Genomic DNA, 24,289 nt, shown 5'->3' with positions numbered 1-24,289 from the left:
CGTCGCGACGGCCCGCGTCCTCCCCCAGCCCGGGTGTCCTCAACCGAGGAGGGCCTCGACCTCCTCCCTGCCCGGCAGCTCGTCGTGCACCACCAGCTTGCCGGTGCGCACGTAGTAGAAGCCGGCCCGCACCCGCGCCGGGTCGATCCCCTCGAGCTCGGCCCACGCCAGGCGGTAGACCGCGAGCTGGAGCGGGTCGGCGTCCTGGCGGGCGCTGGTCTTCCAGTCGACGACGAGGAACGAGCCGTCGGGCTCGGCGTAGACGGCGTCGATCCGTCCGCGCACCACTTGCCGCCGTCCCTCGCCGGCCCCGAGCACGAGCGCGAACGGCGCCTCGACCGCGTGCGGCTCACGGGTCGCGAACTGCCCCTCCTCGAACCGGGCCACGAGCTCCTTGAGGTCCGCCTCGTCGTCGATCCCGGCGTCGGCGCGCCCCGACAGCTCGTCGGGGTCGAACAGTCCCTGCTGGCCGAACCGGGCCTCGACCCACGCATGGAACCGGGTCCCGAACCGGGCGGCCGGCGCGGGCGGTCGCGGCATGGGCCGGGCCAGGTCGCGGGCGAAGCCTTCCGGGTCGTCGCGCAACCGACTCAGCGCGGTGGCCGACAGCGACGACGGCAGCGGCACCTCCACGGCGGTCCCGGCGCCCGCGGCGAGCCGGGCCTCGGTGAGCAGCTGCTCGATCTCGGCGTCCCACTCGGCCACCCGGGCGGCCGTGACCACGTCGAGGCCGGGGTCGGGCTCCTCCGGGTCGGCCTCGGCCACCCGGGCCGCGGCGGCCAGCCGCAGCCGCGCCTCCTCACCGACACCGTCCACCGGCCACGGGCGCGACGGATCCTCGGCGTCGTAGGGATTGGCCGCGCCCTTCTCGGGTCGCACCAGCCACGGCTCGGGCGCGAGTCCCCACGACATGAGCACCTCGCGGACCGACTCCTGGTAGGAGGACGGGCCATAGGGGGTCTTCCGCGGCCCCCACTGGTAGGACGTCACCGCGAGCCGGTGGGCCGCCCGCGTGAACGCGACGTAGCCGAGCCGGAGCTCCTCGTCGGCCTCGTGTGCCTTGGACCGCTGCCGGTAGTCGTCGAGCGCGGCCTTGTCGAAGCCCTCGAGCTGGGGCAGGTCGGCGGCATCGCCCCGCAGCGGCGCCGGGAGCACGGCCGGGGAGGACACCCACAGCGTCCGTCCCTGGGCCGAGGGGAAGCGTGACTCGCACACTCCGACGCAGAAGACCGTGGCCCACTCGAGGCCCTTGGAGCGGTGGACCGTCAGCAGCTTGACCGAGTCGGCCTCGGTCGGCGTCGCGATGTCGAGCCCGTTGCCCTGGTCGTCCTCGGCGGTGAGGTAGGCCAGCAGCGCGGGCAGCGTCACGTCGCCGTCGACGGCCTGGAAGTCGGCGACCGCCTTCACGAACAGGTCGAGGTTGTCGCGCCGGGCACCGGCCGCCGCGCTGACGGCGGACGCGAGCTCGACGTCGGCGCCGGTGACGTCGATGATCCGCCGGACCAGGTCGAGCAGCGGCTCCCCCCCGGCGGAGCGCAGCAGCCTCAGCTCGTCGCGCAGCAGCGAGAACCGGATCAGCGCCTCGGCGGAGTAGGGCCCCTCGCCCGGGTCGGCCAGCGCATCGTCGAGACACGCGATCTCCGCCGGGTCGATGCCGTCGGCGATCGCGACGAGCTGCTCGGCGACGGAGACCTGCTCGCCGGACCGACCCCGCCGACCGGCCAGCTCCCCGGCCCGCTGACCGAGCAGACGCAGGTCACGGGGACCGATCGCCCAGCGCGGGCCGGCGAGCAGGGTCAGCAGGGCGGCGTTGTCGGTCACGTCGTGCAGCAGCCGGAGCACGGCGACGATCTCGGCGATCTCGGGCAGCCGCAGCAGGCCGGAGAGGCCGACGATCTCGACGGGGATGCCGGCCGTGGTCAGCGCGTCGAAGACCAGCTCGGCATGCGCGTTGTCGCGGGTGAGGACCCCGATGTCGGCCCAGTCGCCGGGCTCACCCCCGTGGGCGGCGCGGACGGCGTCGGCCAGCCAGGCGAGCTCGTCGCGCTGGGTCTCGAAGGTGTGCGCCTCGACCACGCCGTCGACAGCACCCTCAGGCGCCCGCAGTCGCGCCACACCGGCCCCGCGCGCCTCGAGGGCGTCGTAGAGCGGCTCGGCGAGGTGGCTGGCCACGTCGAGGATCCGCCGGTCGGAGCGCCGGTTGACGGTCAGCGCGTGGGTCGCCGCTGTCCCGTCGGCCGCCGGGAAGGTCGTGGCGAAGTTGAGGATGTTGGCCACCGACGCGCCGCGCCAGCCGTAGATCGCCTGGTTGGGGTCACCCACGGCGGTCACCGCGTGCCCGAGACCGTCGCCGGGTCCGGGCCCGGAGAACAGCCGCGACAGCATGATCGCCTGGGCCACCGAGGTGTCCTGGTACTCGTCGAGCAGCACCACCTTGAACCGTCCGCGCTCGATCGCGCCGACTTCGGGCCGCTCGGCGGCCAGCCGGGCACCGAGCTCGATCTGGTCGGAGAAGTCCATCAGGCCGAGGTCGCGCTTGAGCCCGCGGTACGACGCCACGAGCTCGAGCAGCTCGGCGCGCCGGTCGATCGCCGACAGCGCCTTGTCGATCGCCTCGAGGTAGGTCTTGCGGGCCTTGCCCGCCAGCTCCTCGGCGCGCGCCCGCTCGAACCCGCGGCGGGCGGCGCTGTCGTGGCCGCGCACGTCGTCGGGGCCGACGAGGTGCTCGCTCATCGCGGAGTCGAGCGCGAGCAGGTTCTGGATCGCGGTCTCGGGATGGTCGGTGAGGTGCTCGATGGTGCCGGTGAACCGGTCGACGACGCGAGCGCCGAGCTGGTAGCGGGCGGCGTCGGTGATCACCCGGGTGTCGGGCTCGTGCCCGATCCGCAGGCCGTGGTCGGTGAGCAGGCCCGAGGCGTAGGCGTTGTAGGTCGCCACCGTCGGCTCGAGGACCTCGTCGACCTCGTCACCGCGCTCGCGGCCGGCATCGCCGGTGAGGTCGAGGGCACCGGCGTCGCGCAACGCCGTGCGGACCCGCTGGCGCAGCTCGGCGGCGGCCTTGGTCGTGAAGGTCAGCCCGAGCACCTCCTCGGGCCGCACCTGACCGGTCAGCACGAGGTAGACGACCCGCGCCGCCATCAAGGTGGTCTTGCCCGAGCCGGCACCGGCGATCACGACCGCCGGGCGCAGCGGGGCGCTGATCGCCGCCCACTGCTCGTCGCTGGGCGGGAACGGCGCCTTCATCGCCCGCTGCAGGGCCTCGGGCGAGTCGATGGTCATCGGGATCACGGCCGGCGTCGCGACGTTCACTGGGACACCACCGCTCCCGCGCTCCTGGCCGGGCACAGCGACACGAAGGTGCAGGTCCGGCACTGCTGTCCGGCCACCGCCGGGAAGTGCTCCTCACGGATCAGGTGGGCCGCGTACGACAGCCGGGCCCGCAGGTCGTCGCGCTCGGGCCCGTCCTCGGCGTGGACCGGCTGCTGCTGGACCGTGGCGTCCGGGCCACCGTCGACCAGGCCGAGCTGCACCAGCTCGGCACCACCGGCCTGGTGCGACGCACCACCGGGCTCGCCCAGCTGCGGGTCGAGGGCGCCGTGGTCGACGGCGTACTGGTAGAGCGCCAGCTGCACGTGGGTCTTGACCGCGGTGTCGCTGGGCTTGGTGCGGCCGGTCTTCAGGTCGACCACGACCACCCGGCCGTCGGCGTCGAGCTCGACCCGGTCGGCGTACCCGGTGACCTGGACGCTCTCGCCGTCGACCTCGACCACGGTCGAGAACCGCTCCTCGCGTCCGACCAGGGTCCGCGGGTTGGCCTCGTGCCAGTCGACGAAGCGCTCCAGCGCCGCCCGCACCCGGTCGTGCTCGCGCTGCTTGGACCACGGAGTGCGGAAGTCGAGGCGGCCCCACACCTCGTCGACGTAGGCCATGAGGGCATCGGGATCGGGGGGCGCATCGCCGGAGGCGACCCGCTCGGCGAGGGCGTGCACCAGCTCACCGAGGTTGGCCGACTGGTGGGCGCGTCCGACGCCACCGGCCTCGCGGGTCAGGAACCACTGTGTCGGACAGGTCGCGAGCGAGTCGAGCATGCTCGCGGAGACCGGCACCGGCCGGTCCTCGTCGCGGATCGGCTGCTCGGAGCGGCTGACGGCCCGGGTGCCCCACCAGTTGGCGGGGTCGGCGGCCGGGACCGCGGCACGGCGCCCGACGCGTTCGCGGGAGAGCCGGGCCAGCCGGCGGGCCGCGGCGTCGCGCAGCGCGGGGTCGGACTCCGGGTCGGCGAGGGTGCGGCGCAGCTCGGCCACCAGCCCGTCGAGGGACAGCGGCCGCGGCGGCCGTCCGACGACGTGGAGCACGCTCGACCCGAGCTCGTCGAGGAAGCGCGACGGCTGCTCGCCCTCGTCCTCGGCCGACTGCACGGCCGTCACGACGAGCCGCTCACGGGCCCGGGTGCACGCGACGTAGAACAGCCGGCGCTCCTCCATCAGCAGCTCGCGGGTGGTGACGGGCGGGACGACCGAGCCGACCAGACCGCCCGCGGTCGACGGCCCGATCCGGTCGGCCTGGAGCAGCGTGGAGCGGCGGCGCAGGTCGGGCCAGCCCTCGGCCTGGACGTGGGCGACCACGACCAGCCGCCACTCGAGACCCTTGCTGCGGTGGGCGGTCAGCAGGCGGACGGCGGCGCCGCGTGCTCCGCGGTCGGCGAGCGTGTCGGCCGGGATCTCCTGCTGGACCAGGCCCTCGAGGAAGGGCGCGACCGCGAGGTGCTCGCGCCGCTCACCGGCCCGCACGGCGATGTCGAAGAGTGCGCAGATCGAGTCGAGGTCGCGGTGGGCGCGCCGCGCGGCACCGCCCCCGGCCTCGACCGAGCGCCGCAGCCGCTGTGGCCAGGACGTCCCGGACCACAGGGTCCACAACAGCTCCTCGGCACTCGCGCCGGTCTCGAGGTCGGCGCGAGCGCGGCCGAGGAGCTCGGCCAGGCCACGGGCCCGCTCCGCCTCCGGGGCGTCGATCGAGGCGAGGTAGGAAGGCTCGAGCACGGCCAGCCGGACCAGCTCGCGGGAGCTGCGTGGCGTCTCGCCGCTCTCCTGGCACAGGTCCTTCTCGCGGTTGCGCAGCAGCCTCGCGAGCCGGCGCACGTCACCGGCGTCGAGGCCACCGAGCGGCCCGGTCAGCAGCGCCTCGGCCCGCGCCGCGTCGACGTGCTCGACGTGCTCGGGGTCGTCGTTGTCGACGTTGACGACCGCCCGCAGTGCGTCGAGCAGCGGCAGGACCGCGGGGTCGCGGACGAGCGGCACCTCGTCGCGCGCGACCTCCACCGGCACGCCCGCCGCACCGAGCGCGCGCCGCAGCGGGGCGATGCTCGCCCGGCCCGACCGCACCAGGACCGCCATCTCGTCCCAGGGGATGCCGTCCTCGAGGTGCGCGCGCCGGAGCAGGTCGGCGAGGTGCTCGGCCTCGGCGCGCTCGGTGTCGAAGGTGCGGACCTGCACCCGCCCCGCGCCGTACGACGCCCCGTCGGCCCGCGGCGCCAGGAACCGCTCGCGCGCCTCGGCGGGGATGGTGCCCCGCAGACCGATCCGGCCGGCCACCCGCTGGGCGGGTGCGAGGATCCCGGGCCCGAAGCGGCGCACGGTGCGCAGCGCGACCACGTCGGCCGGCGAGCCGTCGGAGCGCGGGAACTCGGTCGGGAACTCGAGGATGCCGCGCACCTCGGCGCCGCGGAACCCGTAGATCGACTGGTGCGGGTCGCCGACCGCGACCAGGTCGCGACCGTCGCCGGCGATCGCCTGCAGCAGCGCGACCTGCCCGGGGTCGGTGTCCTGGTACTCGTCGACGAAGACGTGACGGAACTGCTCGCGCAGCTCGGCGCGGTGGTACTCCGCCTCGATCCGCGCCCGGCGGATCAGGTCGGCGTAGTCGGTGGCGCCGAGGGAGTCGAGGGAGTCGAGGTACTGCTCGAGGAAGAGTCCGGCGGCGACGTACTCGTCGATGCCCTCGACCTCGCCCAGCCGCCGCAGCGCCTCCCCGTCGAGGCCCTTCTCCCGGGCCCGGCCGAGGACGGCGTGCACCTCGCGCGCGAAGCCCCGGGTGGCCATCGCCTGCCGGAACCGGTCGGGCCAGCGCACGGACTCGGGGTGGTCGGCGAGCAGCTCGCGCAAGATGACGTCCTGCTCGGGCGCGGACAGCAGCCGCAGCGGCGCCTCGTAGAGCCCGGCGGGCGCGTAGCGGCGGACCAGCGCGTAGGCGAAGGAGTGGAAGGTCGAGCTCAGCTGGGTGCCGGTCGTGCGGCCCAGGCGGGCGGTCACCCGGTCGCGCAGCTGGTCGGCGGCCTTGCGGGAGAAGGTCAGGGCGAGGACCTGGTCGGGCCGGGCGCCGCGGCGCTCGATCCGGTCGACGATCGCCTCGACCAGCGTCGTGGTCTTCCCCGTCCCGGGACCGGCCAGCACGAGCAGCGGGCCGCCGGCGTGGTCGACGACCTGGCGCTGGTGCTCGTCGAGCTCCGGCACCGCCGCGGCGGCGGGCGCCGGGGCGAAGCGGTAGCCGGTCGGGGCGGTCGAGGAGTCCACGGGCGCCACTCAACCACCCCGGCACGACACAACCCCGCCGGGTCGGTCAGGCCAGCTCGAAGTCCGCGAAGTCGAAGCCGGGCGAGACCAGGCAGCTCACCAGCGCGTCGCTGCCCGACACCGTCGTGCGCTGCCACACCCCGGCCGGCACCAGCCCCTGCCCGCTCCCCGGCCCCACGACCAGCGCGGTCGCCCCGGCCTCGTCCGGTGCGGCACCGCGGCCGCCCAGCTCGACCCGCACCGTGCCCTCGTGGGCCAGCCAGACCTCGTCGGAGGACACCCGGTGCCAGGCCGACGACTCGCCCGCGGGCAGCAGGAAGTAGATCAGCGTCGCCGTCGGGCGCACGCGTCCGTCGGGCAGGGTCACGCTCACCGGGGACGCCCAGGTCTGCCGGTACCAGCCACCCTCGGGGTGCGGTTGCAGGTCGAGCTGGACGGCGAGGGCGGGGCGGTCGGCCATGCGCCCAGTCTGCCCGTGACAGCGACCGGAAATGGGCGAAGGGCCCTCGTGCGTATGAGTCACAAGGGCCCTTCGGGTGACCGGTACTGGTGACGCTCCCGGTCGACCACCCGGCTGCTGCGATCCCGCGAACCGCGCCACCCGGCTCGCGCGGCCGGCGTCCCGCAGGGCCGCCTCGCTCCGACCCGAAGGTCTCGGCCTGGCCGGTCGGATCGGTGCCTTCCGGCTGATCCCGCTCTCCCGGAGGAGTGCGTGGGAGAAGTTCTACGCCCGGCCGTCGACCGGTCGCAAGGGGTCCGCCCCGGTTTTTTCGAGGGTTTCTCGTCATCCACCGACGCTCGGCGTGTCGTCCACAAGACCGGCGGTCGTTCTCCACAGGACGGCGACACGTCGTCCCCAGCCGGTGGGCCGTCCTGTGGAGAACCGGCCGGAGCGCGCTGCCCACCGTCGTCGGGATCACCGGGGAACGCCGCCTGCGCGACGTGCTCCAGGCGGTCGGGTTCCTCGGTCGGCTCCGATGACGGACGGGTGACGGACGGCTCGGGTCGACCTGCTAGACAAGGCGCATGGCTACCACTGCACTCGGGGGCAACCCCGTCACCACCGTCGGCGACCTGCCCGCCGTCGGCTCCGCTGCCCCGTCGGTCTCCCTGGTCGGCGCGGACTTCGGTTCCGTGACCCTCCCGGAGGGCCAGCGCACGGTTCTCAACATCTTCCCGAGCATCGACACCGGCGTGTGCGCCGCGAGCGTGCGGAAGTTCAACGAGCTCGCCGCCGGCCTCGAGAACACCGCCGTCATCAACGTCTCGCAGGACCTGCCGCCGGCGCTCAACCGGTTCTGCGGCGCCGAGGGCATCGAGAACGTCCAGGTCGGCTCCGCCTTCCGCTCCTCCTTCGGCGAGGACTACGGCGTCACGATGACCGACGGCAAGCTCGAGGGCCTCTTCGCCCGCTCGATCGTCGTGCTCGACGCCGACGGCACCGTGCTCCACTCGCAGCTCGTCCCCGAGATCGCGACCGAGCCCGACTACGACGCCGCCGTCGCGGCGCTCGCCTGATCCTCCGGATCAGCCGGGGCGGTTCCTAGTCCCCGGTCGCCGGGTCCCAGAAGGCCCGGCGCATGTCGAGGGCGCCGCTGCTGCTGCGCAGCGGCGTTCCCTCGGCGAGGTAGAGCTCGCGGGCCCGGTCGTCGTGGCTCGGTGGGAGCGTGCCGTCGGCACGCACGACCCGCCACCACGGCACCGGGCCGCCGTACCTCGCCATCACCGATCCCACCTGGCGGGGTCCACCTCCGGCGACGGCGGCCACGGCGCCGTACGTCGTCACCCGGCCCGGCGGGACCTGCTCGACCAGCGCGAGCACCCGCTCGACGTACCCCTCGTCCACGATGCGCATCATGCCGTGGCCCCCGGGACGGAGAGAGCCCCGTCCGATCGAACGGGGCTCCCGATGCTCCCTCGGTGCAGCCCGGGCCGGCCCGGACGCCCTCCGGTTGGTGCGACGCTGCCACAAGGCCGCGTGCCAGGACAACGATCGCGCGGCGTCGCGGTCACGGGCGCGAGCGCGCTCGGGCGAGAACGGCGGCAGATCTTCGCCGTGGTCCCGGCGCGCCACCACGATCGGGGACAAGGACGGGCCCCGCGATCCGGGTGGATCGCGGGGCCCGTTCGCCGTTCAGCCGGCGCAGCCGGTCATCAGTACGACGGCTGGCTCGGGTCGATCTGGTTGACCCACGCCACGACGCCGCCACCCACGTGGACCGCGTCGTCGTACCCGGCGCCCTTGACGATCGCCAGGCACTCGGCCGAGCGGACGCCGCTCTTGCAGTGCAGGACGACCTGCTTGCCGGAGTCGACCGGCGGCAGCTGGGCCAGGGCGGTGCCGTTGAGGAAGTCGCCCTTGGGGATGAGGACCGCGCCGGGGATGTGGTTGATCTCGGCCTCGGCGGGCTCGCGCACGTCGACCAGGACGAAGTCGCGGCCGCCCTCCTCCTTCTCCTTGATCATCGAGGCGAGCTGGGTGACCGAGATGGTGGCGTCGACGGCGGCGTCGGCGGCCTCCTCGGAGATCGCGCCGCAGAAGGCGTCGTAGTCGATCAGGCCGGTGACGGTGGGGTTCTCGCCGCACAGCGCGCAGTTGGGGTCCTTGCGGACCTTCAGCTTGCGCCACTCCAGCTCGAGTGCGTCGTAGATGACCAGCTTGCCGATGGCCGGGTCGCCGGCGCCGATCAGCAGCTTGATCGCCTCGTTGACCTGGATCGAGCCGATCGACGCGCACAGCACGCCCAGCACGCCGCCCTCGGCGCACGAGGGGACCATGCCCGGCGGCGGCGGCTCCGGGTAGAGGCAGCGGTAGCAGGGGGCGTCGTCGGCCATCGTCGGCGCGAAGACCGAGGCCTGGCCGTCGAAGCGGTAGATCGAGCCCCACACGTACGGGATCCCCAGGAAGTACGCCGCGTCGTTGACCATGTAGCGCGTGGCGAAGTTGTCGGTGCCGTCGACGATCAGGTCGTAGCCCCGGAAGACGTCCATCACGTTGTCGTTGTCGAGGCGCTCCTCGTGGAGGACCACGTTGACCAGCGGGTTGATCTCGAGGATCGACTCCTTGGCCGAGAGACCCTTGGCCTTGCCGAGGTCGGACATGCCGTGGATGACCTGGCGCTGCAGGTTGGACTCGTCGACCTCGTCGAACTCGGCGATGCCGAGCGTGCCGACGCCGGCCGCGGCCAGGTAGAGCAGCGCCGGGCTGCCGAGACCGCCCGCGCCGATCACGAGAACCTTGGCGTTCTTGAGGCGCTTCTGACCGTCCATCGCGACGTCGGGGATGATCAGGTGGCGGCTGTAGCGGCGGACCTCGTCGATGGTCAGCTCGGCGGCCGGCTCGACCAGCGCGGGAAAGCTCACGGTGTTGCTCCTCGAGTACTGCAGGTGGATGGGGGGTCCAGGGCGCAACGCTGCGTTGGCCCCGACTGTTCCCTCGACCCCTCCATGGTCCCTGCCGGGTCCGGGGAGGGGTCGCCACGTCCCGCCATCCGGACCCGGGCTACCAGCGAGTAGGCTCGGTGCGTGGTGACCGAGCAGTTCGACCTGGACGAGCCGCGGCCCCGCGGCGTACGACTCCCGCGGCGCGAGCGGCGCGCGCAGCTGCTCTCCGCCGCGCTCGAGGTCTTCGTGGCCCACGGCTACCATGCCGCGGCGATGGACGACATCGCCGAACGGGCCGGGGTGTCGAAGCCGGTGCTCTACCAGCACTTCCCCGGCAAGCTGGAGCTCTACCTCGCGATCCTCGACGCCGCGTGCGACTCGATCATCGCCAACTGCCGCCGGGCCCTGGAGTCCACCCAGGACAACAAGCTGCGCGTCGCGGCCGCGATCGACGCGTTCTACGCCTACGTCGGGCACGACACGGGGGCCTTCCGGCTGGTGTTCGAGTCCGACCTGACCAACGAGCCCGCCGTACGCGGCCACGTCGACCGGGTCACGACCGAGTGCGCCGCGATGATCGCCGCGGTGATCGAGGACGACACCAACCTCCCGTCGGCCGCCTCGCAGCTGCTCGCCGTGTCGCTGGTGGGAATGGCGCAGGTCAGCGCCCGGTTCTGGCTCACCGAGAACGACGGCGCGATGGCCGGCCTGGGTCGCGACGAGGCCACCGCCCTCGTGGCGGGGCTCGCGTGGCGCGGCATCCGCGGCTACCCGAAGACCGACGAGCACTGAGCGACCGGCGTCTGGCTAGGCTGGCGTCCCCACGAACGAGGAGTGTGACCATGACCGTCGAGGTCAAGATCGGTGTGCAGAACACCGCCCGTGAGCTGGTCATCGAGACCGACGAGTCCAACGAAGCGGTCGCCAAGCAGGTCGCCGACGCCTTCGCGGCGGGTGACGGCGTGATCACGCTGACCGACACCAAGGGCAAGGTCACCGTCGTCCCGACCGCCAAGCTCGCCTACGTCGAGATCGGCCGCAGCACCGCCGGACAGGTCGGCTTCCGCAGCTGAGCGGAGCGAAGCAGCGGAAGAAGTCGCTGGTCGAGGCGCGACTGAGCCTGCGAAGTCGCCTCGAGACCCGCAGCTGAGCGGAGCGAAGCAGCGGAAGAAGTCGCTGGTCGAGGCGCGACTGAGCCTGCGAAGTCGCCTCGAGACCCGCAGCTGAGCGGAGCGAAGCAGCGGAAGAAGTCGCTGGTCGAGGCGCGACTGAGCTTGCGAAGTCGCCTCGAGACCCGCAGCTGAGGAACTCCGCAGCCCCTCCCGGGCGTTGAACAGGTACGACCCCGGGAGGTGAGCACGGTGCTCCAGTTCCGCTTCGCCGCGCGCAGCGACACCGGTCGCGTCCGCGCCGACAACGAGGACGCCGGGTTCGCCGGCCCCTACCTGCTCTGCGTCGCCGACGGCGTCGGGGGCGCCGAGGCCGGGGAGGTCGCCGCAGCGACGACGACCTATGTCGTCAGCGCCCGCGCCCTGGCCCACCCGGGTCACGAGCCGGCGCGCCTGCTCGGGGCAGCCGCCCGCGAGGCGCACGCCCAGCTGGCCGCCGGGATCACCGCCGACCCGCGCCGCGCCGGCATGGCGACCACACTCACCGCGGTGCTGACCGACGGCATCCACACCGCCCTGGCCCACGTCGGCGACTCCCGGGCCTACCTGCTGCGCAGCGGCGAGCTCAGCCAGCTCACGCACGACCAGACCCTGGTCCAGTCGATGGTCGACACCGGGCAGCTCACCGCCGCGCAGGCCGCCGCGTCGCCGTACCGCAACGTGGTGCTGCAGGCCGTCGACGGCGAGCACGTCCCCGATCCCGACCTGCTGCTGCTCGACCTGCGCCCCGGCGACCGGGTGCTGCTGTGCAGCGACGGCCTCACCGACGTGCTCTCCCCCGCCGCGATCGCGCTCGGCCTCGGCGTCGAGAACCGCACGATGGCCGTCGACCGACTGGTGCTGGCCGCGCTCGACGCGGGCAGCCGTGACAACGTGACGGCCATCGTCGCCGACGTGGTGGACGCCGCGGCGGTCGCGGCCAACGGGATGGTCCTCGGCGCGGCCGCCGACCTGGCGAACGTGGTCGGCCCGGCCGCCGTCCGTCCGCTGCGCTCTGCCTGACCGTCAGCGTGGGTCCTACACTGGACAGATGAGCGCGAAGCGGTCCTACGAGTACGCGCGCCTGTGGGTGCCGCTGTACGACGTTGCCGCGCTCGCCGTGCTCCGGCCGGTCTACCTGATCGAGGCGGCCGACGGCTTCGAGGGCATCGCCGCGGAGAAGAACACGACCCTGATGGGTCTGTTCAACGAGCTCGGCCGCGCAGGATGGCGGATCGACACCACGCCGCAGCGGGTCGACCATCCCTCGCCGGAGTTCCAGATGCTCATCGACGCCACCCTCGACGAGGCCGACCACGCCGTCTCCCCCGACGAGGTGGCGCACGCGGTCGGGTCCGGGGGCGACCCGGCGGGGGCGGTCACCGAGTTCGACGTCTACCCGATGCGGCGCCGGCTCGGCTGACCGGCTCAGACGAACAGGTCGCCGTACTTCTCGACCCGCTCGAGCACCTGGGCCGGCGCGAACTGGTCGATCCCGAGCGGGTCCTCGGCACCCGCGGCGACCTCGTCCCAGCGGATCGGGGTGGCGACCTGGGGGCGCGGGGTGCCGCGCAGGGAGTACGGCGCCACGGTCGTCTTCGAGCCGGCGTTCTGCGACCAGTCGAGGAAGACCTTGCCGCGCCGGCGGGTCTTGGTCATGGTCGCGGTGACCAGCTCGGGACGGGCCGCCTGGAGCTCCTCGGCGATCTCCTTCGCGAGCTCGCTGGTCCGCGCCGACGGCAGCGGCTCGGCGAGCGCTGCGTAGAGGTGGAGGCCCTTGCTGCCGCTGGTGACCGCGACGGCGTCGAGGTCGCGCGCGGCGAGCGCCTCGCGCACATGCAGGGCCACCTGGCAGCACTCGTGGAGCCCGGCGGGCTCGCCGGGGTCGAGGTCGATGACGATCCGGTCGGCACCGACCGGCTCGTCGTCGGCGTCGACGGTCCACTGGTGGACGTGGAGCTCGAGGGCGGCGAGGTTGACCGCCCACACCAGTGTCGGAAGGTCCTCGATGATCGGGAAGACCAGGGTCTCGCCGTGCCGGCTCGGGCCACGGCTGCCGGTCGTCGGCACCTCGGCGGTGCGCACCCAGCTCGGGGTGCCCCGGGGTGCGTTCTTCTCGAAGAAGCTCATGTCGCCGACCCCGTGCGGCCAGCGGATCCGGGTGACCGGGCGGCCGGCGAGATGCGGGAGCAGCACCGGCGCCACCCGCACGTAGTAGTCGAGCACCTCGCCCTTGGTCGTGCCGGTGCTCGGGTAGAGCACCTTCTCGAGGTTGGTCAGCCGCAGGGTGCGGCCTTCGACGTCGACGCGCACCTCGGTCTGCGGGTGGTCGGTCTTCCTCGCCATCAGGACTCCTGGAGGTCGTCCGGCGTGAGGTCGGTCCGCACGCCCTGGTACGACGGCTGGCGGAGCCGTTCGTAGCCGAGCCCGTGCGTGTCGACGTCGACCACGACGACCGGCTCCACCCAGACCGTGCCGTCGGAGTCGACCCGTGGCACGTCGTCCGCGAACGGACTGGACGTGCGGGCCAGCGGCGCGAGCAGCGTCGTGAGGGCGCGGGACTGCTTCGGCCCGATCCCGCTGCCGACCCGGCCGCGGTAGGCCAGCCCGCCGGCGGTCGGCTCCCCCACCAGCAGCGCCGCCAGCCGGTCGCTCGTGCCGACCTGCGCGCGCCAGCCGCCGACGACGAAGGAGCCGCGGTGGCGGTGCGGGAACTTCAGCCAGTGGGGGCTGCGCTCACCGGGCCGGTAGGTGGAGTCGAGGCGTTTGCTGACGATGCCCTCCAGGCCCTGCGCGCGGGTCGCCTCGTAGAGCATGGCGCCGTCGTCGTACGTCGTCGGGACCTGCCAACCGGACCGGCCGAGGTCGAGGTCGGTGAGCCGCCGGCGGCGTTCGCGCAGCGGCAGGGCGCACAGGTCCTCGCCGTCGAGCCGGAGCACGTCGAAGACCATGTACGTCGCGCTGATCCGCGCCGCGAGTCGGGCGACCGTGGCGGCGTTGCGGACGTGCATCCGCTCGGCCAGGACCCGGAAGTCGGGCAGGCCGCGCTCGTTGAGCGCGATGATCTCGCCGTCGACCACGAGGTCCCGCACACCGGCCGGCGGCGTGACCAGCTCGGGCCAGGCGGGGGTGATCCGGTTGCCGTTGCGGCTGGTGAGCGTGACGCCGCCGGCCGGGTCGCCCCCGAGGGCGGCGAGCGCACGGACACCGTCCCACTTGACCTCGTGGCGCCACTCCTCGCCCGTCGGCACGTGGGTGCCGGCGGTGGCGAGCATCGGGCGCAGGTCGGGCACGCGCCCATCATGCCGCTACGGCGTAGGCTCGACCCATGCGTGCGATCTGGAAGGGGGCCGTGTCCTTCGGCCTCGTCAGCGTGCCGGTCAAGCTGTACAGCGCGACCGAGAGCCACGACGTCTCGTTCCGACAGGTCCACGCCAAGGACGGCGGCCGGATCAAGTACCAGCGGGTGTGCTCGATCGACGGCGAGGAGGTGCCCTACTCCGACATCGCGAAGGGGTACGAGACCGAGGACGGCGAGATGGTCGTCCTCACCGACGACGACATGGCGAACCTGCCGACCACCTCGTCGCGGGAGATCGCGGTCGAGAAGTTCGTGCCGAGCGACCAGATCGACCCGATGCTGTTCGAGAAGTCCTACTACCTCGAGCCGGAGGGCACCGGCGCCAAGCCGTACGCCCTGCTCCGTCAGGCCCTGCTCGACGCCGACCGGATGGCGGTCGTGACGGTCGCGCTGCGGCAGCGGGTGACCACCGCCGTGCTGCGGGTGCGCGACGACGTGATCGTGCTGCAGACGATGATGTGGCCCGACGAGATCCGCAAGCCCGACTTCTCCGTCGAGACCGGCGAGGTCAAGGACGCCGAGGTCAAGATGGCGCACATGCTCGTCGAGACGCTCGCCGGGGACTTCGACCCGTCCGAGTTCGAGGACGACTACGCCGACGCGGTCCAGGCCGTCGTGAAGGCGAAGATCGAGGGCGGCGAGGTGCAGCGCACCGAGACCTCCGCCAAGACCGGCGGCGAGGTCGTCGACCTGCTCGCCGCGCTCCAGCGCTCGGTCGAGGCCGCCAAGTCGTCGCGCGGCGAGACCGACGAGAAGCCGGCCGCCAAGAAGACGGCGGCGAAGAAGACGACCAAGAAGACCGCCGCCAAGAAGGCTCCGGCGAAGAGGGCCACGGCCAAGAAGACGGCGGCGAAGAAGACGGCCAAGAAGGCGAGCTGAACCCGGGCGAACCCCGGCCGGTGGTTGAGGTGCGAGCGCCAGCGAGCCGTCCCGGTGGTTGAGGTGCGAGCGCCAGCGAGCCTCGAAACCTCCGGCCGTGCTGCCGGAAGGTTCCCGTGGGCGGGTCGCGTCCGTGGGCCCGGTGGTTTCGAGGCTCCTCGCTAGCGCTCGTCGCACCTCAACCACCGGAGCGCGAGTCCCTCTTGTCACCGATCATGACGTCGGTTCTCCCCACCCCGATGGTTGAGTTTCGCCAGTCCACAGGCGGGTTTGCGGCGTTCGGTTGTGTCGAGGGTGGGTGGGAGCATCCAGTTATGGATCTCGGAACCCAGCCCCGTTCGACGACAGCTCTGCTGTCGCGCGTGGGTGAGCGGATCCGCTCCCGCAACACCTTGGTGATCGAGGAATGGGAAGACATCGCCGCCTGGGCCGGCGACCACATCGTCACCGGACCCGAAGGCGCCGCCACGATCACCGAGGGCTATCTCGACACCGGCATCCCCATCGCCGGCCCCGGCGCACCCCTGATCTCGGAGTTCGCGGTGATGGAGCTCGTCGCGGTCCTCGGCAGGTCACCCGATGGTGGGAAGGCCTATGTCGGGCGGGTCGTCGAATGCGCCTGGCGCCTCCCGAACGTCTACGCCGCCGTGACCGCCGGGAAGCTGGCGCCGTGGCGGGCCGAACGCATCGCCGACCTCACCCACGGCTTGTGTGCCGAAGCGGCGGCGTTCGTGGACCGGCAGCTGTTCAACGCCTCCGGCGTCGGGTGGGCCCAGCTCGAACGCCTCATCACCGAAGCGGTGCTGCGGTTCGACCCCGAGCAGGCCGAGACCGACCGCAACAACGCGGCCGATCACCGGCACTTCGACATCGGTCAGGTTGACGAGCACGGCCTGGTCCACCTCGACGGGCTGCTCGATGCCGCCGACGGGCACGACCTGAACCTCGCGGTGGCCCGGCGTGCCGAGGTCCTCGGGAAGCTGGGCGACGACTCGTCCCTCGACGTGCGGCGTTCCAAGGCCGCTGCCGAGCTCGCCCGTCAGGACCTCGCGCTCGACCTCATCGTCCCCGATGATCTGGAAGGCCCGGGGGTTTCGAGGCTCGCTGGCGCTCGCACCTCAACCACCGGGCACACCATCCCCGGCCGCAAGGTGGTCTTGAACGTCCACCTCACCGACACCAGCCTCCTCGACGACACGAACCCGTTCGCGAACCCCTGCGCGAACCCCGTGGGCCGGTGGGAAGAAGGTCGCTGCCCGATCAGCACCGCCCAGATCCGCGAATGGCTGCGGGCGAAGGACACCACGATCATCGTGCGCCCGGTGATCGACCTGGCCGAGCACGTCCCCGTCGACTCCTACGAGATCCCCGACCGGCACAGGACCCGGGTGATCCTGCGTGACCACACCTGCCGGTTCCCGCACTGCACCCGACCCGCACAACGCTGCGACATCGACCACCACCGCCCCTACGGCGAGGGTGGCGTGACCTGTCCGTGCAACGAAGTTCCGCTCTGCAGGCGCCACCACCGCGCGAAGACCCACTCCCGATGGCGCTACGACATCGTGATGCCCGGGTCCTACCTGTGGACCAGCCCCAACCGGTTCCAGTTCCGCGTCGACCACCGCGGCACCCACCCGGTCCACCCGCCCGACCAGTAGCCACCCCGCCCCGGACCCCGCGAGCGTCATCGATCGTGGGGCCGCGGGCGTGCTGGTCAGTCGGTCTCGGACTCCGCCTTCCGGATCAGGTCCTTCACCACGTCGATCGACCGGATCCGGCCGCTGGTGACGGTGGTGTCCTCGTCGGCGAACAGTGAGGTCGGGATGCCGATCAGCTCGCCGTCACCGTCGATCGCCATGCCGCCGGAGTTGCCAGGCGCGATCCGGGCGTCGGTGTCGAGCTCGGAGCGCGGGCCCAGGTCGGGGTCGTTGAGGACGGTCGAGATGACACCGGTGGTCACGGTGATCGACTCGCCGTCGCCCGCGACGGCCGGGAAGCCGAGGACGGTGACGCTGTCACCGGCGCGCAGGTCGCCCGAGCTGCCGACCGGGACCGTCGGGAGGTCGAGCTTGCCGTCGAGCGGCTTCCCGTCCTCGTCGGCGTAGATCTGGACGACGGCGACATCGAGGTCGCCGTCGGCCTCGACGACGCGCGCCCGGTAGGCGGCCGGGGCGTTGGTGTCGGTCATGCCGTCGGTCAGCGAGATGAGCAGGTAGGCCGGGTTGGCGATGCGGACCTCGTCGCCGTACTTCTCCGCGAGGCCGGGCGACTCCGGAGCCGCGACGTGGGCGTTGGTGAGGATCAGGCCGTCGGAGCGGATGATCGAGCCCGAGCCGTGGTAGGTGCCGGAGTTCGACGGGTCGCCGACCAGGTGGGTCTCGGCGGTGATCTTGACCGTCGCGGCCTTCGCCGCCTCCAGCACGTCGGTGCCGCCGCCCGCCGGCTTCAGCGGGTCGTCGCGGCCCACCACGAACGCCAGGCCGACGACGCCGGCCACCAGCAGCAGCGCGGCGGCGATGCCGCCGAAGATCACCAGCCGCTTGCCGAGACGACGCCGGGCGATCCGCCGCTCCTCCTCGGCGGCCGACAGGATCGGCACCAGCGTGAGCTCCGGCCCGGCGACGGGGTGCCCGAGACGCAGCGCGATCCGCTCGTCGAAGCGGGTCGAGGCGACCCGGCGCCCGTCGTGGAAGGTGCCCTCGTTGGACAGGTTCGTGTAGGTCCACCCGCCCGGGACCGGGTCGATCCGGCCGTGCAGCCGCGAGCAGGCGGGGTCGCCGATCACGACGGTGCAGTCGCTGCGCCGTCCCACGGTGATCGGCGTCGGGTGCCGGAACCGGTGCTCGCGACCCTCGGCGACCAGCAGCAGGTCGGGGCCGGTGCGCGGCGCCGGACCGGCGCCGGGGACACCCACGGGCATCCGGGGCATCGCCAGCACCTGGGTCGCGTCGTTGCCGGAGACCGCGGGCGGCAGGCCGGGCGCAGCCGCCGGGCGCGCCCCCGGGACAGGTACGGCGGGCGGCGCCGACAGCGACGGCTCAGGGGCGCCCGAGGGCGGGGCCCACACCGACGGCGTCCCCGCCGGCGTCCCCACCGGCGGGGTCGACGGCGGCGCCGACGGCGGGGTCGACGGCGGCGCCGACGACGGGGCGGACGGCGGAGGCGGCAGGACCGGGGCGAGGGGGGTGGCCGCGACGACGTCGTACTCCTCGGCGGGCACGATCACCAGGGTGGCGCCGGGCGCGGGCGGACCGCACCGGACGTCGATGCGCCGCTCGATGGGGTACTCGGTGATCCGCTCGTCATCGACGTAGGTGCCGAACTGGCTGCCGTGGTCGACGAGGACCCAGCCGTAGTCCGTCACCTGGAGCTCGGCGTGCTGGCGAGACACCGAGCCGGCGGTGAGCACGACGTCGGCCTCGATGGCGCGCCCGATCCGGTAGACCTGCTTGCCCTCGAGGCGCAGCACCCGACCCTCGACCTCGACCACGAGCGCGGACACGGCGCTCACCCCTGCCCGTCGGGCGCCGGGCGGCGCACCTGGACGGTGGCGTTGCGGAGCTGGATCCGGGCGCCCTCGACCAGCTCGATGGTGCGGTCCGGCTCGAGCAGGAAGTTCTGGCCGCCCGGGTAGGCGACCGGCCACGAGAAGTCCGAGGCGTTGTGGAGCCCCCAGCGGTCCGGGGCCTCGGGGTGGCGGCGGACCTGGCCGAGCACCTGCGGGTGGTCGACTCCGGAGGTGAGGTGGTCCGAGCGCAGCGTGGTCTGCGGCCCGACGGCGACCGTGCGCCGCCCGACGTGGAGCAGGTACGGCGGGCGCACCTGCGTGCCGTCCTGCCAGCAGGTCACGCTGTCCTCGCCGCTGCTCCAGAAGTTGGTGGTGCCGCACGTCGGGCAGGCGAGCATCCCGTCGCGCAGCCGGTCGAGCGCCTTGATCCACTGCCCCTCGGTGACCCGGGCGCCCGGATTCTCGATGCCGTCGACGAACGCCTGGACGAACAGCTCGCGCAGGAACTGCGGGTAGATGTTCCAGTACTGCTGCACGATCTGCGCCGGTCGGTTGTCGTCCCGCGTCGGGTGCATGCAGAACAGCGGCTCGGTGCCGAAGTGGGTCATCAGCCAGTGGGCGTCGCGCATCCCGGCGTCGGTACGCGTGCCCTCGAGCGGGTGGCCGAGGAAGAGCGCATAGAACAGCAGCACGGCCAGCGAGTGCCGGTCGGTGTCGGTGTTGGGCAGGGTGCGGTACGTCGTGTCGCGGACCACCTCGGGCGCCATGAAGTACGGCGTCCCGAGCACCCGGCCGGTCCCGTTGTCGATGCCGACGTTGTCGTTGTCGCAGATCAGCACGTCGCCGTTGGTCGGGTCGAAGAACACGTTGCCGAAGGAGATGTCGCGGTAGCACAGCCCGCGGGCGTGCAGCCGCAGGAAGCTGTAGCTCAGCTGGCGGCACAGCTCGATGATCGAGGCGAAGGAGACGTCGAGCGGCTTGCCGTCCCGGTCGGCGTTGAGGAGCAGGTAGCTGAGCTCGAGGTAGCGCGGGTGCCGCAGGTGCATGACGTAGCCGAAGCTCGGCTCGGACCCGACCCGCGCCATGCTGAGCGGCCACAGGAACCGCTGGTGCGGCGAGCCGATCTCGACGAGCTGCTGCATCTCGTCGTACTGCTGGGCCGTGGCGCTCTCGGGCTTGTACCACTTGAGGGCCAGCGGCTCCCCGGAGTCGCGGCGCACCTCGAAGACGTACCCCTGCCCGCCCTGGCCGAGCAGCGACGTCACGCGGGCGCGCCCCAGCGGCCCGAGGTCGACCTCTATGCCCTCTGCCAGCACCATGGGCGTGACCGACCTCCGTAATCGCGTTCTGTGACCCGTGACAGGCTATAACCTCGACAGAACGGGGACAGTTGAAACCCGACGCACCGGCAGCCGGAGCGGACGACCCCGGTGGAAGGAGGCTCGCGATGAGCGATCGGCTCGGCGGCGCCTTGGCGCGCAAGCCACTGCACTTCATCTTCGTGCTCGACGTGTCGGGCTCGATGTTGCGCGGCGGCCGCATCCAGGCGCTCAACAACGCGATCACCGAGGTCCTCCCCCACCTCAAGGACGAGGCGCGGGCCAACCCGCACGCCGAGATGCTGGTCCGGGTGCTGGCCTTCGCCAACGAGCCGCAGTGGATCATCGAGGAGCCGACCCCGGTCGACCAGATCCACTGGAAGCGGCTCGAGGCGGTGCCCCGCGGGTTCACCGAGCTCGGCAGCGCCCTGCAGACCCTGGCCGGCGCCCTCGACCACCTCGACGAGTCCAACAGCGCCTTCCCGCCGGCGATCATCCTGGTCTCCGACGGCCGACCGACCCAGAGCAGCGGCGTCAGCTTCGCCGAGGGCCTGCAGGCGCTGCTCAACAACCGCTGGGGCGCGACCGCCGTCCGACTCGCGCTCGGCGTGGGGCGCGACGCCGACATGCACTCCCTGCGCCGCTTCATCGGCGACGAGGACGTCCCGCTGCTGCGCGCGGACAACCCCGAGCAGCTCGTCGAGTACATCGTCTGGGCGTCCAAGGCGGCCAGCAAGGTGGCCTCGCGGCCGGTCGTCGGCCCCGGAGGCGGCCTGACGGCCGTCCCGCCGAGCCCGATCGGCGACCCGATCTGGAGCACCCTGGGATGACCGACCGGCCGGACGCCGTTCCGGTGTGGACCACCCTGTCGGGTACGACGATCGGCTCGGTCCACGTCCGCGACCAGCTGCCGCTGCAGGACGCCGTGCACACCTGGAGCGACCCGGAGACGGGCCACGCGGTGGTCGCCGTGGCGGACGGGCACGGGCACAGGTTCCACTTCCGCAGCGACACCGGTGCAGCGCTGGCCGTGGTCAGCGCCGTCGAGGAGCTGCGCCGGGTCCTGCCCGAGCTGGGCGCGGCCGACGAGGCGGCTCGTGACCGGGTGGCCCAGGCCGGGGCGGCGATCGTCGCGACCTGGACCGCGAAGGTCGAGCACCATCTCGCGGCCAACCCCTACTCCCCCGCCGAGGACGAGATCGGCGCGTCCGCGGACCCGCTGCGGGCCTACGGCTCGACGATCCTCGCCGCCGCCGCCGCCGGCGACGTGATGGTGTTCCTGCAGATCGGCGACGGCGACTCGGTTCTGGTCTCCGCCGACGGCACCGCGACCCGGCCGCTGCCCGAGGACCCCGACCTCGACGGGCTGCACACCAGCTCGCTGTGCCAGCCACGCCCCCTGGACGCGCTGCGGGTCGGGGTGGTCGACGCCGCCGCCGACCAGGCGGCCCTGGTCTTCTTGTGCACCGACGGCTTCGGCCGCTCCCGCGTCGACACCCACGGCTGGTGGCGCCAGACCGGCGACCAGCTCCTCGACTTCGCCCGGACCCGCGGGCTGGGCTGGGTGCGCGAGCAGCTGCCCGAGTGGCTCGCCGAGCCCGCGCTGATCGGTGGGGACGACACCACGATGGCGCTGCTGGTCCGCAGCGACGTCGCCGGGATCGACCGGCCCGACCTCGCCGACACCGTGCCGGTGCCGGAGGCCGCCGACGGCTGAGGAGCGCCGGGGACCTCACTCGTCCGAGGGCCACCACGTCTCGAGCTTGTCGAGGTCGCCCTCGAAGTTGCGGGCCACGCCGTAGCAGTAGCAGTCCTCGGAGTTCCAGTCCCAGTAGAGGGTCGCGGTCTCGCCCGACTCGTCGAGATAGGCGTAGTAGCCGCCCTCGGTCGCGCCCTCCCCGAAGCGCCAGGTGCCGCCGCCGCCCTGACCGGTGGAATCGTCGTACTGCTGCTTGTAGTACTTGCGGTCGGCCTTCATCTCCTTGCGGGTGGCGTAGCGACCGACGTTGACGATGATGCCGTCCTCGCCGGACTCGCAGTTGCTCTCCTCGGTCTCTCCGGTGAAGAAGGTGCGCTCGCGGGTGCACCTCGCGACGTCCATGTTGATGTCGATGAACTCGCGGAGCTTGGGGTGCGCCGGAGCAGTCGGCTCCGTGACCCGGGGCGAGGTGCTGGTGAAGGTCGCGACGACGGCGTCGATGGTGGCGCTGCCCTCCCCCTCGAGGACGGCCGACTGCTTCGCGCTCCTGCTGTCCCAGTAGACCAGCGCCGGGTCGGAGGTGCCGCCGCGCTCAGGGTCGTACTCGTAGAGCGCGTTCGCGTCCTCGTCGGAGGTCAGCGTCCCGGCGCGGTAGTCGAGTCGGGCCGTGCGGGCCGCGGTCAACGCCGTCTCGTCGGCGTAGGTGACCAGGCGCAGGGTGCCGGTGCTGACCGAGCACTGCACGACCTCGGTCTCGCCCTGGCCCGGGTCGTCGGCCTCGCAGTCGGAGGTGCCGGTCGAGATCCGGCTGGCCAGTGCGCTGTAGCGCTCGTCGAGCGCCGCCGGCGTCACGTCGACAGCGGGCTCCTTCGGACCGCTGGACTCCTTGTCCTTCCCGCCCGGCGGCTGGTCGTCGCCGGAGAGCGCGATGGCGCCGGCGATGCCACCGCCGACCACCACGACGCCCGCGACGGCAGCGGCGACCCACAGGCCCGCGCCACGCTTCTTCTTCGATGGGGGCGGCGTGCCGAAGCCGGCGGGGGGCGCGTAGCCGCCCGGCGCGGGCGGGTACGACGCGGGCGCGGCGTACGGCTGCTGGTAGGGCGGGGGCGCGGCGGGCGCAGGCGTCGGGGTCGCGGCGGTGGTGGGAGGCGGCGGCCAGGCGGTGGCGGGCGGTGCGTACGGCGCGGCGGGGCCGGTGGTCGGCGGCGGCAGCTGGCCGCTGGCCGGTCGGCTGGAGCGGTAGCGCAGGACGACGGCGGCGGGCACCTTGCCGACGGCGTACCCGAGCACGGCCGCAGCCCAGCTCGACGCGGCCTGGTCGTCGCCGCCGCGGTCGCGGGCCAGCCGGGCGCCGGCCTCCTCGACAGCGCGGGCCGGGTCGGCGCCGCCGTCGATCATCTCGCCGAGCGGATGGAGCACGCCGAAACGGACCGCGTCGACAAGCAGGTTGATGTCGCCGGTGGTGGCCTGGTCCTCGGCGAGGACGTCGTCGAGCACGCCCCGGAAGCCCGTGGCGTCGTCGAGGATCCCGGCCCCGTGGTCGGTCACGAGCTCGCGCAGGACGTCGTGCAGGTCCATCTCAGAGCGCCGATCCCAGCTCGGCGGACAGGCCGGCGATGCGGTCGGCGACCTCGGCGGCGGTGCGCGGACGGGCGGTGACATCGGCGGCGAGGCAGGCCTCGATGAGCGCGCGGGCGGACGGCGGCAGGTCGGCGGCCACCGCAGGCTGCGAGCCGAGGATCGAGCGCACCAGCAGGAGCGGCTCGGTGTCCCGCAGCTCGCCGTAGACGCCGGCTCCCGTGAGCGCGAAGTGCAGCGTGGCGCCCAGCGACCAGATGTCACTGGCCCGGGACGCCTGGGCGCCGAGCATGATCGCCGGGTCGGTGAACTCCAGGCCGATCTGCCCGAGGCCGGTGGTGACCATGCCCGGGGACAGCAGCTGGGACAGGCCGAGGTCGGAGAGCCGGCCGCCGTCCTCGGCGAGCAGCACGTTGGCCGGTTTGATGTCGCGGTGGGCGATGCCGCGCTCGTGGAGGGCATGCGCCGCCAGCGCGGCGTCGCGGACGGCGGCCACCCGCTGCCCGGTGCCGATCTCGACCTGTGGCTGCTCCAGCGAGCCGAGCGGGAGGAACTCCATCGCGTAGTAGAAGGCGCCGCCCTGGCGGCCGGCGTCGTAGACGGACACGAGCCGGTCGGAGCCGGCGACGCTGAAGTGCTTGAGCTCGCGGGTGGCGCGGCGGAAGGCGTCGTCGGAGGTCGGGCCGGCGATCACCTTGACCACGACCTCGCCGGCCGGGATGCCCAGCCGGGCCGGGGCCGCGGCGAGGTAGTTGGTGCCGTAGTTCGACTCGCCCAGTGGGCGCACGAACACGTAGTCAGCGATTCCCTGCACGCGGATCCTCCAGCGCCTCGTCGT

20 protein-coding genes are annotated in these 24,289 nt (G+C 73.0%); 9 read left to right on the top strand and 11 right to left on the bottom strand.

The window, feature by feature from the left end:
• Positions 1-39: 39 nt before the first annotated feature.
• The 3 genes from KU893_RS15480 to KU893_RS15470 are packed head-to-tail and all read right to left on the bottom strand — an operon-like array spanning position 40 to position 7,029.
• Positions 40-3,309 (bottom strand): ATP-dependent helicase, encoded by a 3,270-nt coding sequence (locus KU893_RS15480; protein ID WP_257441404.1) that lies wholly within the window; start codon positions 3,307-3,309, stop codon positions 40-42.
• Positions 3,306-6,569 carry an ATP-dependent helicase gene (locus KU893_RS23660; protein WP_218235275.1) on the bottom strand — a complete coding sequence of 1,088 codons (3,264 nt, stop codon included), beginning with the start codon at positions 6,567-6,569 and terminating at the stop codon, positions 3,306-3,308. The genes KU893_RS15480 and KU893_RS23660 overlap by 4 nt, the downstream gene beginning before the upstream one ends.
• A gap of 46 nt (positions 6,570-6,615) precedes the next feature.
• Positions 6,616-7,029: a cupin domain-containing protein gene (locus KU893_RS15470; protein WP_218235274.1), complete on the bottom strand. Its 414-nt coding sequence runs from the start codon at positions 7,027-7,029 to the stop codon at positions 6,616-6,618.
• 566 nt (positions 7,030-7,595) lie between these two features.
• Between KU893_RS15470 and tpx the strand changes: the two genes are divergently transcribed.
• The gene (tpx, locus tag KU893_RS15465) at positions 7,596-8,087 is read left to right on the top strand and encodes a thiol peroxidase (protein WP_218235273.1); all 492 of its coding nucleotides are present in this window, start codon (positions 7,596-7,598) and stop codon (positions 8,085-8,087) included.
• A gap of 25 nt (positions 8,088-8,112) precedes the next feature.
• On the opposite strand, the gene KU893_RS15460 is transcribed toward tpx, so the two are convergent.
• Together KU893_RS15460 and moeZ are read right to left on the bottom strand one after the other, a co-directional pair.
• A complete protein-coding gene (locus KU893_RS15460) occupies positions 8,113-8,427 on the bottom strand; it encodes an MGMT family protein (protein ID WP_306811671.1) in 315 nt (104 codons plus the stop codon).
• Between the two features lie 296 nt (positions 8,428-8,723).
• Positions 8,724-9,932: an adenylyltransferase/sulfurtransferase MoeZ gene (moeZ, locus tag KU893_RS15455; RefSeq protein WP_218235272.1), complete on the bottom strand. Its 1,209-nt coding sequence runs from the start codon at positions 9,930-9,932 to the stop codon at positions 8,724-8,726.
• A 162-nt stretch (positions 9,933-10,094) separates the two neighbouring features.
• Between moeZ and KU893_RS15450 the strand changes: the two genes are divergently transcribed.
• The 4 genes from KU893_RS15450 (at position 10,095) to KU893_RS15435 (ending at position 12,524) form a co-directional block, all read left to right on the top strand.
• Complete coding sequence (locus KU893_RS15450; RefSeq protein ID WP_218235271.1) at positions 10,095-10,745, top strand: TetR/AcrR family transcriptional regulator; 651 nt, start codon at positions 10,095-10,097, stop codon at positions 10,743-10,745.
• A 50-nt stretch (positions 10,746-10,795) separates the two neighbouring features.
• Positions 10,796-11,026, top strand: a complete 231-nt coding sequence (locus KU893_RS15445; RefSeq protein ID WP_218235270.1) for a DUF3107 domain-containing protein — start codon at positions 10,796-10,798, stop codon at positions 11,024-11,026.
• 279 nt (positions 11,027-11,305) lie between these two features.
• On the top strand, positions 11,306-12,124 hold the full coding sequence (locus KU893_RS15440; RefSeq protein WP_218235269.1) for a PP2C family protein-serine/threonine phosphatase: 819 nt from the start codon (positions 11,306-11,308) through the stop codon (positions 12,122-12,124).
• A 28-nt stretch (positions 12,125-12,152) separates the two neighbouring features.
• Positions 12,153-12,524 carry a hypothetical protein gene (locus KU893_RS15435; RefSeq protein ID WP_218235268.1) on the top strand — a complete coding sequence of 124 codons (372 nt, stop codon included), beginning with the start codon at positions 12,153-12,155 and terminating at the stop codon, positions 12,522-12,524.
• Between the two features lie 5 nt (positions 12,525-12,529).
• Here the strand turns inward: KU893_RS15435 and ligD (KU893_RS15430) are convergent, their stop codons facing one another.
• On the bottom strand, positions 12,530-13,447 hold the full coding sequence (gene ligD / locus KU893_RS15430; RefSeq protein ID WP_218235267.1) for a non-homologous end-joining DNA ligase: 918 nt from the start codon (positions 13,445-13,447) through the stop codon (positions 12,530-12,532).
• Positions 13,447-14,394: a non-homologous end-joining DNA ligase gene (ligD, locus tag KU893_RS15425; protein WP_257441403.1), complete on the bottom strand. Its 948-nt coding sequence runs from the start codon at positions 14,392-14,394 to the stop codon at positions 13,447-13,449. Before ligD (KU893_RS15425) ends, ligD (KU893_RS15430) begins: the two co-directional genes overlap by 1 nt.
• A 35-nt stretch (positions 14,395-14,429) precedes the next feature.
• On the opposite strand from ligD (KU893_RS15425), the gene ku reads away from it, so the two are divergent.
• Together ku and KU893_RS15415 are read left to right on the top strand one after the other, a co-directional pair.
• Entirely contained in the window at positions 14,430-15,341 is a 912-nt protein-coding gene (ku, locus tag KU893_RS15420; protein ID WP_218235266.1) for a non-homologous end joining protein Ku, read from the top strand.
• A 362-nt stretch (positions 15,342-15,703) separates the two neighbouring features.
• On the top strand, positions 15,704-17,002 hold the full coding sequence (locus KU893_RS15415; protein ID WP_218235265.1) for an HNH endonuclease signature motif containing protein: 1,299 nt from the start codon (positions 15,704-15,706) through the stop codon (positions 17,000-17,002).
• 56 nt (positions 17,003-17,058) lie between these two features.
• On the opposite strand, the gene KU893_RS15410 is transcribed toward KU893_RS15415, so the two are convergent.
• Positions 17,059-18,855, bottom strand: coding sequence for an FHA domain-containing protein (locus KU893_RS15410; RefSeq protein WP_218235264.1), 1,797 nt, complete (start codon positions 18,853-18,855; stop codon positions 17,059-17,061).
• On the bottom strand, positions 18,852-20,171 hold the full coding sequence (locus KU893_RS15405; RefSeq protein ID WP_218235263.1) for a protein kinase domain-containing protein: 1,320 nt from the start codon (positions 20,169-20,171) through the stop codon (positions 18,852-18,854). The genes KU893_RS15410 and KU893_RS15405 overlap by 4 nt, the downstream gene beginning before the upstream one ends.
• A gap of 128 nt (positions 20,172-20,299) precedes the next feature.
• On the opposite strand from KU893_RS15405, the gene KU893_RS15400 reads away from it, so the two are divergent.
• Together KU893_RS15400 and KU893_RS15395 are read left to right on the top strand one after the other, a co-directional pair.
• A complete protein-coding gene (locus KU893_RS15400) occupies positions 20,300-21,001 on the top strand; it encodes a vWA domain-containing protein (protein WP_218235262.1) in 702 nt (233 codons plus the stop codon).
• Entirely contained in the window at positions 20,998-21,888 is an 891-nt protein-coding gene (locus KU893_RS15395; RefSeq protein WP_218235261.1) for a protein phosphatase 2C domain-containing protein, read from the top strand. Before KU893_RS15400 ends, KU893_RS15395 begins: the two co-directional genes overlap by 4 nt.
• Before the next feature lie 15 nt (positions 21,889-21,903).
• Here KU893_RS15395 and KU893_RS15390 read toward each other — a convergent pair whose 3' ends face one another.
• Positions 21,904-23,451 (bottom strand): hypothetical protein, encoded by a 1,548-nt coding sequence (locus KU893_RS15390; protein WP_218235260.1) that lies wholly within the window; start codon positions 23,449-23,451, stop codon positions 21,904-21,906.
• A 1-nt stretch (position 23,452) separates the two neighbouring features.
• On the bottom strand, positions 23,453-24,265 hold the full coding sequence (locus tag KU893_RS15385) for a protein kinase domain-containing protein (protein ID WP_218235259.1): 813 nt from the start codon (positions 24,263-24,265) through the stop codon (positions 23,453-23,455).
• Positions 24,266-24,289: the final 24 nt, after the last annotated feature.

The organism is Nocardioides daeguensis (genome assembly GCF_019192965.1).
Lineage (GTDB): Bacteria > Actinomycetota > Actinomycetes > Propionibacteriales > Nocardioidaceae > Nocardioides > Nocardioides daeguensis.
The sequence above is the reverse complement of the archived record's forward strand: the minus strand, read 5'-3'. Positions and strand labels throughout refer to the sequence as shown.

Excerpts from the sequence above, each read along its gene's own strand:
- KU893_RS15470 (WP_218235274.1), bottom strand. The coding sequence starts at position 7,029 with ATGGCCGACCGCCCCGCCCTCGCCGTCCAGCTCGACCTGCAACCGCAC.
- tpx (WP_218235273.1), top strand. The coding sequence starts at position 7,596 with ATGGCTACCACTGCACTCGGGGGCAACCCCGTCACCACCGTCGGCGAC.
- KU893_RS15460 (WP_306811671.1), bottom strand. The coding sequence starts at position 8,427 with ATGATGCGCATCGTGGACGAGGGGTACGTCGAGCGGGTGCTCGCGCTG.
- KU893_RS15445 (WP_218235270.1), top strand. The coding sequence starts at position 10,796 with ATGACCGTCGAGGTCAAGATCGGTGTGCAGAACACCGCCCGTGAGCTG.
- KU893_RS15435 (WP_218235268.1), top strand. The coding sequence starts at position 12,153 with ATGAGCGCGAAGCGGTCCTACGAGTACGCGCGCCTGTGGGTGCCGCTG.
- ligD (WP_218235267.1), bottom strand. The coding sequence starts at position 13,447 with ATGGCGAGGAAGACCGACCACCCGCAGACCGAGGTGCGCGTCGACGTC.
- ku (WP_218235266.1), top strand. The coding sequence starts at position 14,430 with ATGCGTGCGATCTGGAAGGGGGCCGTGTCCTTCGGCCTCGTCAGCGTG.
- KU893_RS15405 (WP_218235263.1), bottom strand. The coding sequence starts at position 20,171 with ATGGTGCTGGCAGAGGGCATAGAGGTCGACCTCGGGCCGCTGGGGCGC.
- KU893_RS15400 (WP_218235262.1), top strand. The coding sequence starts at position 20,300 with ATGAGCGATCGGCTCGGCGGCGCCTTGGCGCGCAAGCCACTGCACTTC.
- KU893_RS15395 (WP_218235261.1), top strand. The coding sequence starts at position 20,998 with ATGACCGACCGGCCGGACGCCGTTCCGGTGTGGACCACCCTGTCGGGT.
- KU893_RS15390 (WP_218235260.1), bottom strand. The coding sequence starts at position 23,451 with ATGGACCTGCACGACGTCCTGCGCGAGCTCGTGACCGACCACGGGGCC.